This is a genomic window from Bacillus spongiae, from assembly GCF_037120725.1.
GTDB classification, from domain to species: domain Bacteria; phylum Bacillota; class Bacilli; order Bacillales; family Bacillaceae_K; genus Bacillus_CI; species Bacillus_CI spongiae.
In genome coordinates, this window is the sequence record NZ_JBBAXC010000018.1 from 51,506 (window position 1) to 67,119 (window position 15,614).

Sequence of the window (15,614 nt, forward strand, 5' to 3'; positions counted from 1 at the left end):
TGTGAAGATGACGAAAGGGTTTTATCAAGAGTTTGAGGTGTTTAGTAAAAAAAATGATGTGGCACCGATGCAGTATCAGTTTAGTCTGTTAGCTCCTAACCATGATATGGCACTCATAATGGCTCAGGAGAACTTTATGCGTCGTGAACTTGTTGCAGACATCTGGGTCGTAAAGCGTGAAGATGTGCGTAAAATGAATCAGGATGAAAGAGAAACGCTTAAACGCTTGGATAATAAAGACTATCGAACGACGAAGGGGTACGGCTATTTAAAGAAGAAGTGGAGACATTATGAGCAGGAAATGCTTGATGAGAAAGAGATCTTATCATGGGGAGGGGAAGTGAAAAAATCATGATAACGGAGCATAAAAAAAATAAAGTATTAACAGAGCTTTTATATCAACTTGCAGATGATGATTTTATTCACGCCTATCGTGGGTCTGAATGGCTGGGACTCGCCCCCCATATAGAAGAAGATGTGGCTTTTTCATCCATTAATCAGGATACTATGGGCCATGCAACCATGCTGTACGGATTATTGGAAGAATTAGGCGAAGGAAATGTTGATGAACTAGCCCACGAACGTGAATCAGCGACTCGTCGTAACGCAGTATTACTAGAATTAGTGAATGGACCTGGCCATTATATGGAAGAGCCAAGGTATGATTGGGCTTTTACAGTCGTTCGAAATTATTTCTATGTTACATGGAAAAAAGTCAAAATGGAGTCTCTCAAACAATCAAGCTATCAACCTCTAGCTGACGTAGCGGTAAAAGTTAATATGGAACTCTATTATCATGTTATGCACTGGAAAACGTGGATAATTCAATTATTTAACGCGACAGACGAGAGTAGAAACCGAATGATGGAAGCGTTAAGGCGAGTATGCGAAGAGTTTGCCGATGTCATTTCTCTTGGTGAGTATGGACCAGGAATGGTGGATTTAGAATTGATTGAGTCAAAAGAGGAGCTTTTGAAGAAGTGGACATCATTTGTTAAGCCAGTATTTCAAACAATCAATCTACCAGTTCCGACTGATTTTACCGCAAAGAGTGGGAATGGGCGAAGTGGTCACCATACTACGGAGCTGAATGAAGCTCTGAATACGTTAAGTGAAGTGTTTCGATTTGATCGAACAGCAAGTTGGTAAAGGGTGGAAAAAATGAAAGAACTCATCATAAAGGAATTACATCGGGTGAAGGACCCTGAAATTGATTCAATTAGTATTGTAGAACTTGGAATGGTCGAGCATATCGAATTAAGCAAAGACTCAGTGCAAATTCAACTTCTTCCAACCTTTATGGGCTGCCCAGCTTTAGACATTATAAAGGAAAATGTTGAAAAAGTATTGAGGCAGCTAGAGGGTGTGGAGTCTGTAAAAGTACAATTTCTGCACTCACCCCCATGGACATCTGATCGAATAAGTGAAGTTGGACGTGAAAAGTTAAAGGATTTTGGAATTGCCCCGCCGCCGAAATTTAGTAAAGACGAAGGAAGCTGGGATGTGGATTGCCCCTTCTGTGGCTCGACATACACAACATTAGAAAATTTATTTGGACCTACTGCTTGTCGGAGTATTTTGTATTGTAAACAGTGCAAAAATCCTTTTGAAGCAATGAAACCAATATCAATTGATATGTAAAAAATAAAACTATAAATAGGGAGAGATTGACATGATTAAATTAATCGCGCTATATAAGCATCCGGAGAATCAAGAGAAATTTGATGAACATTATTTTGGAACACATGGACCTATTACAGCTAAAATTCCAGGCTTGAGAAAAATGGAGGTAACGAAAATCGTTGGTTCTCCAATGGGTGGCGAAGGAAAATATTATTTAATGTGTGAGATGTATTATGATAGCCACCAAGCATTAAAGGAAGCGATGAAGACGGATGAAGCAAAGGCTTCAGGAAAAGATTTGATGTCGTTTGCAGGTGATTTAGTTACCTTAATGATTGGTGAGGAAGTCAATGACTGATTTCGAATACATTCAGACGAAGGTTGAGGGTGAACTTGGCTTTATTGAATTAAATCGGCCTCACGTCTTAAATGCTATTAATCAAAAAATGGTCATAGAAATACTTGATTGTTTAGAGCGATATGATGAGGAAGAAAGTGTGAAGGTCATTGTCCTAACTGGAAATGGTCGCGCGTTTGCTGCTGGAGCAGATATTGAAGAAATGGCGACAGTCGGAGCCGTTGATATTGAATTGAAGAACCAGTTCCGTTCATGGGACCATATTGCCGAAATTAAAAAACCTATCATTGGTGCTGTCCAAGGCTTCGCTCTAGGAGGAGGGTTTGAGCTTGCACTTTGTTGTGATCTATTATTTGCAGCAAATAATGCAGAATTCGGATTCCCTGAAGTTCAGCTTGGGATTATGCCTGGAGCAGGTGGGACTCAACGACTAACGAAGTTGATTGGTAAAACGCGAGCGATGGAATGGTTGCTTACAGGAGACCGCATGTCAGCGACGGAAGCTGAGAGGTTAGGCATTATTAATCAAACATTCATGCCAGAGCTTCTATTAGAAGAAACGGTTCGATTTACACAAAAAATTGCCGAGCAGCCATCGCTTTCGGTTCGGATGATCAAGGAAGCTACATTAAAGGCAGTAGATATGTCAGTAGCTGAAGGAATGAAGTTTGAACGTAAAAATTTCTCGTTGCTTTTTTCTTCTGAGGATCAAAAAGAGGGAATGCAAGCGTTTATGGAAAAAAGAAAACCAAACTATCGCGGTCGGTAAGGAGGTACATAATGTTTGAAACGATTCGATATGAGGTAAAGAACGGTGTCGCTTGGGTAACGTTACACCGCCCAGAAAAATTAAATGCTTTTACAGAACAACTTAATAGAGAAATTCAAAAAGCCATTAAAGAATCGTCAAAAGCAGGAGATGTTCGTTGCATTGTCCTTACTGGACAAGGAAGAGCCTTTTGTTCAGGGGAAGACCTTAGTGGTGTTAGTGAAGAAATGGATCATGGGGAGGTATTGAGGAAACGATACGGACCTATGATGCAGGAGATTTCTCGTTGTGAAAAACCCATTATTGCTGGAATTAATGGTGTGGCAGCGGGTGCAGGCTTAAGCTTAGCGTTAGCATGTGACTTTCGTTTAATTCACGAGAAGGCAAGTCTAGTACAAGCATTTATTCATGTTGGCTTAATCCCTGATTCAGGTAATTTATATTATCTTCCTCGCCTGATTGGACATGCAAAAGCTCTCGAGCTCGCTGTAATGGGAGATAAAATCTCTGCAGAAGAAGCGAAAAGCTTAGGACTTGTGACGAAAGTAATTGATTCAGAAAAATGGCAGGAGGATTTGACAGCCTTTGCGGAAATGCTTGCTGCTAAGCCGACAAAGGCAATTGGTCTAATAAAGCGCTCTTTACGAGCAAGTTGGGTTTATGATTTCGATGAGTATATGGCAAAAGAAGCGGAAGGTCAACGAATTGCTGGTAAAACTCATGATCATCATGAAGGTGTTCATGCATTTATAGATAAAAGAAAGCCAAGCTTTCAAGGGAAATAAATAGATAGGGAGACGATATAATGACACAAGTCAAAGAAGCCAGGTTTGAAACATTGGAAATGAAAAGACAGCATTACAGCATGATTATTAATGGTGAAAGAGTAGATGGGGCAGAGACGTTTACGACGTATAACCCTGCTACAGGTGAAAAGATTGCAACTGTTGCAAAGGCAACGATTGAGGATGCAGAGAAGGCAATTCTTGCAGCGCGCCAATCGTTTGATTATGGTAAGTGGAAAAAATCTCCTATCAATAAACGCTCTCGCGTATTAAATAAAATTGCTGGCATCATGAGAGCTCGATTCAATGAGTTGGTAGAATTAGAAATCCTTGATAGCGGAAAAAGTCTGTCTGCTGCACAAGGTCAAGTTATGCAAGCGATTGAAGATTTTGAATTTTATGCAGGGGCGATTGTTGGACATCGTGGCAATGTAAACAATGTACCTGGGCAATTTCAAAATGTTGCTGAAAAGGAGCCAGTTGGTGTATGTGCCCAAATCATTCCTTGGAATTATCCACTTATGATGGCAGCGTGGAAAATTGCTCCTGCCATTGCTACTGGCTGCTCTATCGTTGTAAAACCGGCTACATTAACTCCATTAACAGCGATCGTACTAGGAGAGATATGCATTGAAGCCGGTGTACCGGAAGGGGTAGTGAACATTCTTCCAGGGGCAGGGTCTTCGGTTGGGAACTACTTAGTAGAGCATGAAAAGGTAGATAAAGTAGCGTTTACAGGCTCAACACCAATTGGAAAAAATATTATGGAAAAAGCATCTCAGACACTTAAACGAGTGACGTTAGAACTTGGTGGGAAGTCACCAAATATTGTGTTTGAGGATGCGGATATTGATGCTGCTGTTGATGGGTCCTTATTTGGTATTTTTTATAATACGGGGCAATCCTGTGAAGCTCGTTCACGATTATATATTCATGAAAGTATTTACGAAACCTTTATGGAGAAGTTTGTAGAAAAAACAAAAAAACTTCAATTAGGTGATCCATTCAATAAAACCACACATATAGGTGCTGTTATTAGTGAAGAACAATTAAAGGTCATTGATGGATATGTACAGTCAGCCAAAGAAGAAGGCGCAACCATTGTTACTGGTGGAAAAGTGGCTGAAATTGAAGGGTTCGAAGCTGGATATTGGTATGAACCGACCGTCATTACAAATGTTCATCATGACATGAAGGTCGTAAAAGAAGAGATATTTGGACCTGTTGTGGTAGTTATGCCGTTTAAGGATGAAAAGGAAGCTGTTAAGCTAGCAAATGATAGTGAATACGGGTTAGGATCGGCTCTTTGGACAAAGGACTATGCAAGAGCAACCAGAGTATCTAAACAAATTGAGGCAGGAATTGTAATGGTGAATTGTCCATTTTCAGCCTTCCCAGGTACACCGTTCGGTGGTTATAAACAGTCTGGATTTGGGCGAGAGTTGTGTATTGAAACGCTAGATTTGTATACGGAGACGAAGAGTATCATTTCCTATTTTGGCAGTCGTCCATTAAACCCATTTGGACTCTAACAGTCGGTTATTATTCTATTACCCCACTGTTATACCAGTGGGGTTTTTCTACATATAGTAAACTATTTATTAATTCATGAGGAGTGGGATAAGTGATTGAATCGATTGTTGTCATTGGTTCAGGAGTCATGGGAAGAGGGATTGCTTACGTTGCAGCGGTCAAAGGGTTTCAAACGACGGTAGTGGACGTCAATGAAGAGGTGTTAACAGCTGCAGAAGCTAATCTTACCGCTCTTTTTCAAAAAGGAGTGCAGCGAGGAAAACTATCCATTGAGGAAAAAGTTCAAAGCTGGGATCGGTTATCTTTTTCAACGCATATAGAAGAAGCTGTGCAAGATGCCGATTTTATTATAGAAGCTGTCCCAGAAAAAGTCTCAATTAAGCAAAGGGTCTTTGAAACGATAGATAAGTTTGCAAAGGAATCTTGTTTTTTTGCTACGAACACGTCTACTATGAGTCCAACTGAAATTGCTTCGTTTACAAATCGACCAAGTAAAGTGATTGCGATGCACTTTTTTAATCCTGTTCATAAAATGCCGCTTGTCGAAATTATTAAAGGGTTAGAGACAAGTAATGAAACGACGGAAGTGACGAAAGAGGTTGCTCAGCAAATGGGAAAAGAAACCGTCGTTGTGAATGAATTTCCTGGCTTCGTTACAAGTCGTATTAGTGCACTTGTCGGTAATGAGGCTTTCTATATGCTTCAAGAAGGGCTTGGTTCACCAGAAGAAATTGATAAAGCAATTAAGCTTGGCTTGAATTATCCAATGGGACCATTTGAACTGGGAGATCTTGTTGGTTTAGATACGCGCTTAAATAATTTACGTTACCTGCATGAAAAGCTAGGTGAGAAATATCGTCCTGCTCCTTTGCTAGAACAGTATGTTAAGGCGGGGAGACTTGGGAGAAAGACCGGGAAAGGTGTTTATGATTACTCGGCGGAGGTGAATGTATGAATGAGGTTGTGATTGTTGATGCAGTTCGTACTCCGATTGGGCGATACAAAGGAGCACTAAAGCATATTCGACCGGATGATTTAGGAGCAATCGTCATAAGGGCCCTTTTAGAACGTAATCGTACGGTTCCACTAAAGCAGATTGAAGAGGTAGTACTCGGCAATGCGAACGGAGCAGGAGAAGATAATCGTAACGTTGCCAGAATGTCTGCTTTATTAGCAAACCTTCCTGTGGACGTAGCTGGTACGACGATTAACCGTCTTTGTGGATCGGGCTTAGATGCTGTAAACTACGCTGCTCGTGCTATTATCGCTGGAGAGGGCGATATTTTTATTGCTGGCGGTACGGAGAGTATGACAAGAGCTCCATATGTAATGGCGAAGCCGGACAGTGAATTTCCTCGTGGAAATTCCGAACTGTTTGACACGACAATTGGTTGGCGGTTTGTAAATGATACATTGGATGAAATGTATGGGACGGATAGTATGCCGCAGACAGCAGAAAATGTGGCAAAGCAATATCAAATTTCTCGTGAAGAACAAGACGACTTTGCCTTTAGTAGTCAGCAAAAAGCTTTTAAAGCCATGAGTGGAAACCGATTGGAGAATGAAATTGTTCCAGTGAAATATTTAGATAAAAAAGGAAATGAAGTAATAGTAGATACAGACGAGCATCCGCGACCAATGACAAAGTTGGAAAAACTAGCAAACTTAAAACCGCTACTTTCAGCGGGGACAGTGACGGCGGGAAATGCTTCAGGAATTAATGACGGTGCTTCTGCTTTACTTCTAATGAGCAAACGGAAAGCAGAGGAGCTTGGTGTGACCCCTCTTGCCCAATATGTCACCTCAGCAACTGCCGGATTAGAACCTAACATTATGGGTCTAGGTCCTATTTACGCAACGAGAAAAGCGTTAAAAAGGGCTTCGTTGTCTGTTAAAGATTTAGGATTAATAGAATTAAATGAAGCATTTGCTTCACAGTCTATCGCTTGTATAAAGGAACTAGATATCCCTGTTGATAGAGTCAACGTAAACGGAGGAGCAATCGCATTTGGTCACCCTCTAGGGGCTAGTGGTGCTAGAATATTAACAACATTAATACATGAAATGAAAAAACGAGAGGTCGACTATGGACTTGCTACGATGTGTGTAGGAGTAGGACAAGGAATCGCAACCATTGTGAAAAATATACCGTAATATCGTTATAGTGATATAAGAGTAAAATCCCATAGAATATTCTATGGGATTTTTAAGTTACGCAGTCCAAACAGTATAATATTTAGAATATTAGTATATTTGCAAGGGTTTTATATGATATGATAGTGAATAAACGTAAATGATTCGTTATAAGATATTTTATTTTGAAAATAATAAGCAGAGAATGGTACGAAGCATAAGGAGACATGATATGAACACGAGGTCGATGATTTTTACACTATATGGTGATTATATACGTAACTACGGAAACAAGATTTGGATTGGTAGTTTAATTCGTTTATTAAAGGAGTTTGGCCATAACGACCAAGCTGTAAGAGCAGCCATTTCAAGAATGAATAAGCAAGGTTGGGTACAAGCCGAGAAGCAGGGGAATAAAAGCTATTATTCATTAACGGAACGTGGAATAAAGCGGATGGAAGAAGCTGCAAAGCGGATTTTTAAATTAAAGCCTGAAAAGTGGGACGGGGAATGGCGAATCTTCATGTATACAATTCCGGAAGAAATTAGAAGTATTCGAGATGAGCTTAGAAAGGAACTTATTTGGAGTGGGTTTGGCTCCTTTTCTAATAGCTTTTGGCTATCTCCTAACAATTTAGAAAAACAAGTGGAAGATCTAATAGAAAAGTACAATATTCAGCCGTATGTTGACTTTTTTGTAGCTGATTACAAGGGACCCCATGCAAATAAAAGCTTAGTCGAAAAAAGCTGGGATTTAGACGATATTAATACTCGATACGAGGAGTTTATTCACTTTTATAGTGATCAACATATGATGGCTAAACAGAAAATAATGGATGGAAATATGACCGATGCAGAATGTTTTGTAGAGAGAACGAAGTTAGTCCATGAATATCGGAAGTTTCTATTTGTCGACCCAGGCCTTCCTCAAGAACTTCTTCCTGAGAAATGGCTGGGTGGGCAGGCAGCTACATTATTTAGCCAGTATTATAAAGAACTAGCGCTTCCTTCTTCACGCTTTTTCGAAGCTGTGTTTCGGGAAGGGAATGAAATGGAAGGAAAGGATCAGGCATATAATGTGTTAGATCACCCATTAATATTAGAATGAAGAAGAATAAAACGAGTGATTGGTAGTGTGTTAAGAGAAGATTTATATTTAGGTGATGCTTTTCTAATGAGAAAAGCATCATTTTTTCATGTCTAAAAGATTGGTCTGGGAGGGTATTCAAGAACTTCAATGCTTAAATAAATTTCTGGAATAGTTTATTGGTATGGAGGAGGGAGGGGTCATATTGATAGCTTTCTCTGTGGTTTTGTACGAAGAAAGGCAAAAGATATATGTGCAAGTTTAGGAGAGGGAATCAGTAAGATGCTTTAACGTTCAACCAACGAGCTCTGAAGATATTATCTGAGTTGTTTTGCCATCACCTCATAACGGTGTTCCTTCCTTAAAAGGTAGGTTTGTTATTGCCTGAATTTTATTAATAGTATAACATTATTTTTACGAGGGGAGGATTTTTGTGAATAGATTAATAGAACTTCTACAAATTGAGCATCCTATTATTCAAGGGGGAATGGGGAATATAAGCTCTAGTCGTTTAGCAGCAGCTGTTTCGAATGCCGGTGGGCTTGGAGCTATAGGGACAGGTACGTTACCCCCTAATGAAGTTGAGCAAATAATAAAAGAATTAAAATCGTTAACAGAGAAGCCTTTTGCAGTAAATATAGCGATATCTGTTACACCTTATCTGAAGGAATTACTTTCTTTAATAATGAAATATGAGGTACCTGTCGTCTCTCTATCGGCAGGTAATCCATCGCCAATAATTCCTATTTTAAAGCAGGCGGGTATAAAAGTGATCTGTGTAGTTGCTTCGACAAAACAAGCTAGAAAAGCGGAAAAGGCTGGAGCGGATATTCTCGTTGCAGAAGGTTATGAAGCTGCGGGAATAAATTCTCATCTTGAAACAACCACATTGGCACTTATTCCACAAATAGTGGAAGCAGTTCAAGTCCCTGTTGTGGCCGCCGGTGGAATTGGAGATGGAAGAGGGCTGGCGGCGATGCTTTCCTTAGGCGCATGCGGTGTCCAAATGGGAACACGATTTATCGCAACGAAAGAAGCACCCTTCCACGAACACTACAAAAATAGTATTTTAAATGCTGATGATAATAGTACGGTCATTGTAGGTAGAAGCGTTGGTAGAGTGAGAAGAGTGTTAAAAACACCATACAGTGAAATGCTTCTTAAAAAAGAAAAAGATGGAGTAACAAGTGATGAGTTCAATAATAAGACGTCAGAGGATTATCATCGAATAGGGGCAGTGGATGGGAATTTAGAAGAGGGGTTTATTAACAGTGGGCAAATTGCAGGGCTAATAAATGACCTACCACAGGTCAGTGATTTATTAATAGAGATGGTGAACGACGCAAAAACAGAATTGCAAAAGGCTTACAGTTTTTTATGATTCTGCATCGTCATTTAGTAGATAAATAATTTTATGTGTAATGGACAGGACAACTTTTTTGGTTCTGTCTTTTTTACTTCATGTTCCTTATTTTCACTAGTCAAGTGACATAGCGGGTGTAAAGAACAAGTCGCTAATCGTAAAATAGTAGGAACAGAATCGAAAAAGGGAAGTCTACTAGTCAAGTACTTGAAGAAAAACGTAGAAACGTTACTAGTTAAGGCTGTAATGGCCAACATTATATGATTAATGATCTAGAATTTCAAAGTACGATAACTGTAATTATCGCCTGTTTTTCTACGTACATTGATAAAATAATCATTTATTTTATCAATGCAAAGTTAGAAGAGTAATAAAAAAGGTAAATATACTATAAAAAAGAAAATTTTACAATAAATATAGATACTTAGTATGGATTTAATAAAAGTAATTGACGGAATATTTACTTTTTTATAAAATTACTATATTGATGTATACATATACATTAGTTGCTATTTGTTTGTTTAAATACAACTAATTTCATATGAAAACTAGTAGAATAAAAAATGAAGAGGTGGAAGAATGAAAAAGAGAAAAAAGATAGTTACCACTGTATTGGCAAGTTCATTGGCGTTAGGTACTTTTGTTGCCCCTTCTGTGAACGATGTACTAGCGAAGTCTAGTAATCAATTAGAAAAGGTAAATTGGAATGAAAAGGTGAAAACACCGGAATTTATTTCCGGGAAATTAACAGAACCTTCAGATAAAAATTCAGAAGAAATTTTATTTGGGTATATTGATAGTAAAAAAGATTTGTTTAAGATTAATGGTTCATCTAAAAATGCGTTTGTCATTAAAGAAAAAAAGAAGGATGATCTTGGTTATACATTTCTTCGATTACAACAAGTATATAAAGGAACACCAGTATTTGGGGCTACTCTGACAGCACATATTGATCAAGATGGTGTCTTGACGGCACTTTCAGGTACGGCTTTACCTGAGCTTGATAAAAAGAATTCCTTAAAGAAAGAACAAAAAATAACGAAAAAAGAAGCATTGGCGATTGCTGAAGAAAGTCTAGTAGCATCCCTACCAGATGCACCTGACTTTGAAAAAAAACCACAGGCAGAATTAGTCATCTTCACAGATGGGGAGACTGCTAACTATGCATATGCCATCAATTTTCTTTATTTTTCCCCAGAACTAGGTAACGTAGATTATTTTGTAGATGCCGCGTCTGGTGAAGTGATAGCAAAACATAGCAATATTCATACAGCAGGAGATGCTATCGGTACTGGTACGGGTGTCTTAGGCGATCAAAAGTCATTAAATACTTACTTTGATGGTTCCTCCTATTCATTAATTGATTATACACGTGGGAACGGAATCTTTACCTATGATGCAGCAAATAAAATAAATGAAAGAAACTATGTGACTAAATTACCTGGAACACTTTGGTCAGATGCTGATAATCAATTCAATGCAAGCTATGATAGTGCTGCAGTTGATGCACATTATTACGCAGGAGTGACTTATGATTATTATAAAGATGTCTTTGGAAGAGACAGCTATGATGACAATAATGCTGAAATAATATCAACCGTGCATTTCGGAAGAAATTATAATAACGCAGCATGGGTGGGCACTCAAATGATTTATGGAGATGGTGATGGAAGAGAGTTTGTGGCGCTATCAGGTTCTCTTGACGTAGTAGGTCATGAATTAACACATGCGGTGACCGATTTTAGTGCTAATCTAATCTATCAAAATGAGTCCGGTGCAATCAATGAATCTATGTCAGATGTATTTGGTACGTTAGTAGAATTCCACGAAGGGATTGACCCCGATTGGGACATGGGAGAAGACATTTATACTCCTGGGGTAGCGAATGATGCACTTCGCTCAATGGCAGACCCTGCAAAATATGGAGACCCGGATCATTATGATGATCGATATACAGGTACGCTAGATAATGGTGGTGTGCATATTAACAGTGGTATTGCTAATAAGGCAGCATATTTAATTAGCGAAGGTGGTACGCACTTTGGAACTACTGTTACAGGTATAGGAAAGGATAAGCTAGGTCAAATTTATTATCGTGCATTGACACAATATTTAACGGAATCATCTACGTTTAGCCAGTTGCGTTCTTCATTAATTCAATCAGCTACTGATTTATATGGAGCTAATGGTCCAGAAGTAGCGGCAGTATCAGCTTCATTTGATGCGGTTGGTGTTAATTAAATAATTTAAATTTGGCTAGATTATAACATTAATGTTTCTTCGGCCTCTGAAAAAAGGTCTCACATTTTCGAATTGAATTTGTGAGACCTTTTTCAGTTATCTCCTATTAATAGGGCTGTCATTTATTTGAATCAAATGAATGATCGTAACCTTTCTATTAAAATTACTTCTTTAAAAATAGATATATTATTTAAAATTTTCGGAATATTATTGACGTTTAGGAGAAGGGGGTGATACTATAACGATATCATCACGAGCGAGTTGAAAACATTATATTTAGGTAGTAGTGCTTGACGATTTTTCTATAAAAAGATAGGGGGATGGAAGATGAAAAAGGTATCTATTATAGCGACAATGATGTTTGTAACAGCTATGCTCATTTTATCAGGGTGTGGTAGCAGTGAGAGTAACGGAAACGGAAAAGAGGATGAAATGATCGTGATTGGGGTAACACAGATTGTTGAGCATCCGTCATTAGATGCTGCCTTTGAGGGGTTTAAAGAAGCACTTGAAGAAAACGGTTACAAAGAAGGAGATAATATTGAGTATGATGTCCAAAACGCACAGAATGATCCAAATAACAATTCGACTATAGCCAAAAAATTTGTTGGTGATAAGGTGGATATGATTTTTGCAAATTCTACGCCGAGTGCACAAAGTGTCCTTAATGCAACGAAGGATATTCCAATTGTCTTTACGTCAGTAACCGATCCAGTGGGAGCTGAGCTTGTTGCAGCACTTGATCAACCTGGTGAAAATATAACAGGGACAACGGATACACATCCTGAAGCTATTTCAAAGACAGTATCGTTTATGGTAAATGAAATTGGGGCAAAAAAGATTGGAGTTGTTTACAATTCTGGTGAACAGAACTCTTCTGTACAAGTGAAAGAAGTGAAAAAAATAGTAGAAGAAAATGGCGGAGAGCTTATTGAGGTTTCAGTTGCGCAATCAGCCGAGGTGAAGCAAGCGGTGGATTCGCTTGTAGGACGAGTAGATGCTATTTATATGCCGACAGATAATACCGTTGTTTCTGCATTAGACTCGTTAATAGCAGTTGCTAATGATAAAGATATTCCTTTATTTGCAGGAGAGCTGGATTCAATGAAACGGGGTGCTTTTGCTGCTAGTGGGTTTAATTACAAGGATTTAGGTTATCAAACAGGTTTAATGGCCGTTGAATTATTAAATGGAGATAAGAAGCCATCCGAACTCGAAGTAGGGTATCCTGAAAGCTTTGAGCTTGTAGTGAACAAAGAAGCTGCAAAAGAACAAGGAATTGAAATGGATGATTCCTGGGAAGTAGAAGTTTTTGAAGGCGAATAAGAGAGGATGATTCTTAGTGTTTACAGCGGTATTTGGTTCCTTCGAATCAGGGATTATTTATGCCATTATGGCGTTAGGGGTATATTTAACGTTTCGAGTACTTGATTTTCCAGATTTAACTGTAGATGGTAGTTTTGTGACGGGGGCAGCAGTCGCTGCTACCCTCATCATAAATGGGAATGATCCATTTTTTGCTACAGTGGTGGCAATTGTGGCTGGTTTTATTGCAGGCTGTTTGACCGGTATTCTGCATACTTATGGAAAAATTAATCCTCTACTATCTGGTATTTTAATGATGATTGCTCTTTATTCTATTAATCTAAGAATTATGGATACACCAAATATTCCTTTATTTAGTCAAGAAACCGCCTTTACGAATGTGGCGGGAATTACGGAGAAGCTTGGGATTGACGGAGCATTGAATAAGATGCTAACGTTTTTTGGATTAGGAAATGAAGATTTACCACAAACATGGGCCATTATATTACTAATGATAATCGTTACGTTTTTCATTAAATTTGTGACGGATCGTTTCTTGCAAACGGAAGTAGGGCTGGCGTTAAGGGCTACGGGAGATAATCAACGTATGATACGCAGTCTTTCTGCTAACACAAATGTTTTAATTATTTTAGGGCTTGGAATCTCTAATAGTATGGTTGCACTTTCCGGTGCATTGATTGCTCAATATAATGGCTTCGCTGATGTGGGAATGGGAATTGGGATGATCATTATCGGATTAGCATCGGTTATTATAGGTGAAGCATTATTCGGAACGAAAACGATTGTTAGAACGACATTTGCTGTCGTATTTGGAGCGATCATTTACCGATTAGTGGTTAGTTTTGCATTACGAGTTGAATTTCTGGAAGCAGGGGATTTGAAAATTATAACAGCAACGATTGTGATTATTGCTTTGATTATGCCAAAAGTAATCGAAGCCTTCAAAGAAAGAAAACGAAAAGCAGAAAGGCAGCAACATTTTCTCAATAAACAGGTGGTAGATAAGAAAGAGGGTGAGAATGGTGTTACACTTAAATAATATTTTTAAAGTTTTTAATGAGGGGACACCTGATGAAAAAATAGCCCTTAACCATGTTGACTTAAAGCTTGAGCCAGGCGACTTTGTCACGGTGATCGGAAGTAACGGAGCAGGGAAATCGACATTGATGAATATGATATCAGGGGTGCTGACGCCTGATATCGGAAGCGTATATATTGATCAGGAAGAGGTAACGAGGTTATCTGAATATAAACGAGCGAAGTTAATCGGACGAGTCTTTCAAGACCCGATGGCTGGAACAGCACCATCTATGACAATAGAAGAAAACTTAGCGATGGCCTATTCTCGAAATAAAATGAGAACGTTGAGGAAAGGTGTTACGAAAAAGAGGAGAGTATTTTTTAAAGAAGTGTTAGAAAACTTGCATTTAGGGCTAGAGGATCGCTTAAATGCAAAGGTTGGTATGCTCTCAGGTGGCGAGCGTCAGGCACTATCACTTTTAATGGCGACGTTTACTGAACCTTCTATTCTGTTGCTCGATGAACATACGGCGGCACTTGATCCATCAAGAGCCGAGCTCATAACGAATTTGACAAAGGAAATTGTTGAAAAGTATGGGCTAACAACATTGATGGTGACGCATAATATGCAGCAGGCAATCGATTTAGGGAACCGCTTAATTATGATGGATAAGGGACAAATTATTTTACAAGTGGATGAAAAGGAGAAGGAGCACTTAACAGTGGAAGGCTTACTTCAAGAATTTCAACGTATTCGTGGAAATAAGCTTGCAAGTGACCGTGCGATTTTATCGTAAGGGCGAAAAGAGGGCTAACAGCCCTTTTTTTGTTGTGGTAAAAAATTATTGCTCAATTGACTATAAAGTAATAGTTCTAATTTTTATAATTTATTGACTATTTTCTTAACAAAATGTTATTATATCGTTAAATAAACGTTATATAAAATCATGTAGTTTTACGGACTAAAGGGGGAAAGCGATGAAGTCAGGGTTAGAGGTAGGCGACACGATGTTAATCAAAGTTCGAGTTACCCGTGAGATGTTTGCCCAGTTTGAGGGAAACATTGTTCACCCCGTCTATTCGACAGTCTCAATGGTTTACCATATGGAATGGGTTTCACGCCAAATGATTCTTCCTTATTTAGAGGAAGATGAAGAAGGAATGGGAGCCGCTGTATCCATGGAACATATAGCTCCATGTATTGAGGGATCCATTATCGAAATTAAAGCAACAGCAGAGGAAGTATCGAATAATAAGGTCTTAACGAAAGTAGAGACGAAAAATTCAACAGGTTTAATTGGCACTGGAAAGGTCAAGCAGGTGATTTTGAAAAAAGAGAAAATAAGCCGTTTAATTAGCTCTACAACTGTGTAAAA

At 38.7% G+C, this 15,614-nt stretch carries 16 protein-coding genes; all 16 read left to right on the forward strand.

The genetic code is table 11. The features are described from left to right. The first annotated feature begins 7 nt into the window (after positions 1-7). The 16 genes from paaB (at position 8) to WAK64_RS18315 (ending at position 15,612) form a co-directional block, all read left to right on the forward strand. Positions 8-355: a 1,2-phenylacetyl-CoA epoxidase subunit PaaB gene (gene paaB / locus WAK64_RS18240; RefSeq protein WP_336588436.1), complete on the forward strand. Its 348-nt coding sequence runs from the start codon at positions 8-10 to the stop codon at positions 353-355. Beyond that, positions 328-1,149 (forward strand): 1,2-phenylacetyl-CoA epoxidase subunit PaaC, encoded by an 822-nt coding sequence (gene paaC / locus WAK64_RS18245; RefSeq protein ID WP_336588437.1) that lies wholly within the window; start codon positions 328-330, stop codon positions 1,147-1,149. Before paaB ends, paaC begins: the two co-directional genes overlap by 28 nt. Positions 1,150-1,161: 12 nt before the next feature. Continuing rightward, entirely contained in the window at positions 1,162-1,641 is a 480-nt protein-coding gene (gene paaD / locus WAK64_RS18250) for a 1,2-phenylacetyl-CoA epoxidase subunit PaaD (protein WP_336588438.1), read from the forward strand. Positions 1,642-1,672: 31 nt separating this feature from the next. Next, a complete protein-coding gene (locus tag WAK64_RS18255; protein WP_336588439.1) occupies positions 1,673-1,981 on the forward strand; it encodes an EthD family reductase in 309 nt (102 codons plus the stop codon). Then, positions 1,974-2,750 (forward strand): enoyl-CoA hydratase-related protein, encoded by a 777-nt coding sequence (locus tag WAK64_RS18260; protein ID WP_336588440.1) that lies wholly within the window; start codon positions 1,974-1,976, stop codon positions 2,748-2,750. The genes WAK64_RS18255 and WAK64_RS18260 overlap by 8 nt, the downstream gene beginning before the upstream one ends. A gap of 11 nt (positions 2,751-2,761) precedes the next feature. Beyond that, positions 2,762-3,535, forward strand: a complete 774-nt coding sequence (locus WAK64_RS18265) for an enoyl-CoA hydratase-related protein (protein WP_336588441.1) — start codon at positions 2,762-2,764, stop codon at positions 3,533-3,535. Between the two features lie 20 nt (positions 3,536-3,555). After that, positions 3,556-5,067, forward strand: coding sequence for an aldehyde dehydrogenase family protein (locus WAK64_RS18270; protein WP_336588442.1), 1,512 nt, complete (start codon positions 3,556-3,558; stop codon positions 5,065-5,067). Positions 5,068-5,159: 92 nt separating this feature from the next. Then, a complete protein-coding gene (locus WAK64_RS18275; RefSeq protein WP_336588443.1) occupies positions 5,160-6,023 on the forward strand; it encodes a 3-hydroxyacyl-CoA dehydrogenase in 864 nt (287 codons plus the stop codon). Beyond that, the gene (locus tag WAK64_RS18280; RefSeq protein ID WP_336588444.1) at positions 6,020-7,222 is read left to right on the forward strand and encodes a thiolase family protein; all 1,203 of its coding nucleotides are present in this window, start codon (positions 6,020-6,022) and stop codon (positions 7,220-7,222) included. The genes WAK64_RS18275 and WAK64_RS18280 overlap by 4 nt, the downstream gene beginning before the upstream one ends. Before the next feature lie 211 nt (positions 7,223-7,433). Then, a complete protein-coding gene (gene paaX / locus WAK64_RS18285) occupies positions 7,434-8,309 on the forward strand; it encodes a phenylacetic acid degradation operon negative regulatory protein PaaX (RefSeq protein ID WP_336588445.1) in 876 nt (291 codons plus the stop codon). Positions 8,310-8,721: 412 nt separating this feature from the next. Next, positions 8,722-9,669 carry an NAD(P)H-dependent flavin oxidoreductase gene (locus WAK64_RS18290; RefSeq protein ID WP_336588446.1) on the forward strand — a complete coding sequence of 316 codons (948 nt, stop codon included), beginning with the start codon at positions 8,722-8,724 and terminating at the stop codon, positions 9,667-9,669. A 561-nt stretch (positions 9,670-10,230) separates the two neighbouring features. Beyond that, positions 10,231-11,892, forward strand: a complete 1,662-nt coding sequence (locus tag WAK64_RS18295; protein ID WP_336588447.1) for a M4 family metallopeptidase — start codon at positions 10,231-10,233, stop codon at positions 11,890-11,892. A gap of 327 nt (positions 11,893-12,219) precedes the next feature. Next, a complete protein-coding gene (locus WAK64_RS18300; RefSeq protein WP_336588448.1) occupies positions 12,220-13,218 on the forward strand; it encodes an ABC transporter substrate-binding protein in 999 nt (332 codons plus the stop codon). A 16-nt stretch (positions 13,219-13,234) separates the two neighbouring features. After that, positions 13,235-14,257, forward strand: a complete 1,023-nt coding sequence (locus WAK64_RS18305; protein WP_336588449.1) for an ABC transporter permease — start codon at positions 13,235-13,237, stop codon at positions 14,255-14,257. Continuing rightward, a complete protein-coding gene (locus tag WAK64_RS18310) occupies positions 14,241-15,035 on the forward strand; it encodes an ABC transporter ATP-binding protein (RefSeq protein ID WP_336588479.1) in 795 nt (264 codons plus the stop codon). Before WAK64_RS18305 ends, WAK64_RS18310 begins: the two co-directional genes overlap by 17 nt. A 181-nt stretch (positions 15,036-15,216) precedes the next feature. Further along, the gene (locus WAK64_RS18315) at positions 15,217-15,612 is read left to right on the forward strand and encodes a thioesterase family protein (protein WP_336588450.1); all 396 of its coding nucleotides are present in this window, start codon (positions 15,217-15,219) and stop codon (positions 15,610-15,612) included. Positions 15,613-15,614: the final 2 nt, after the last annotated feature.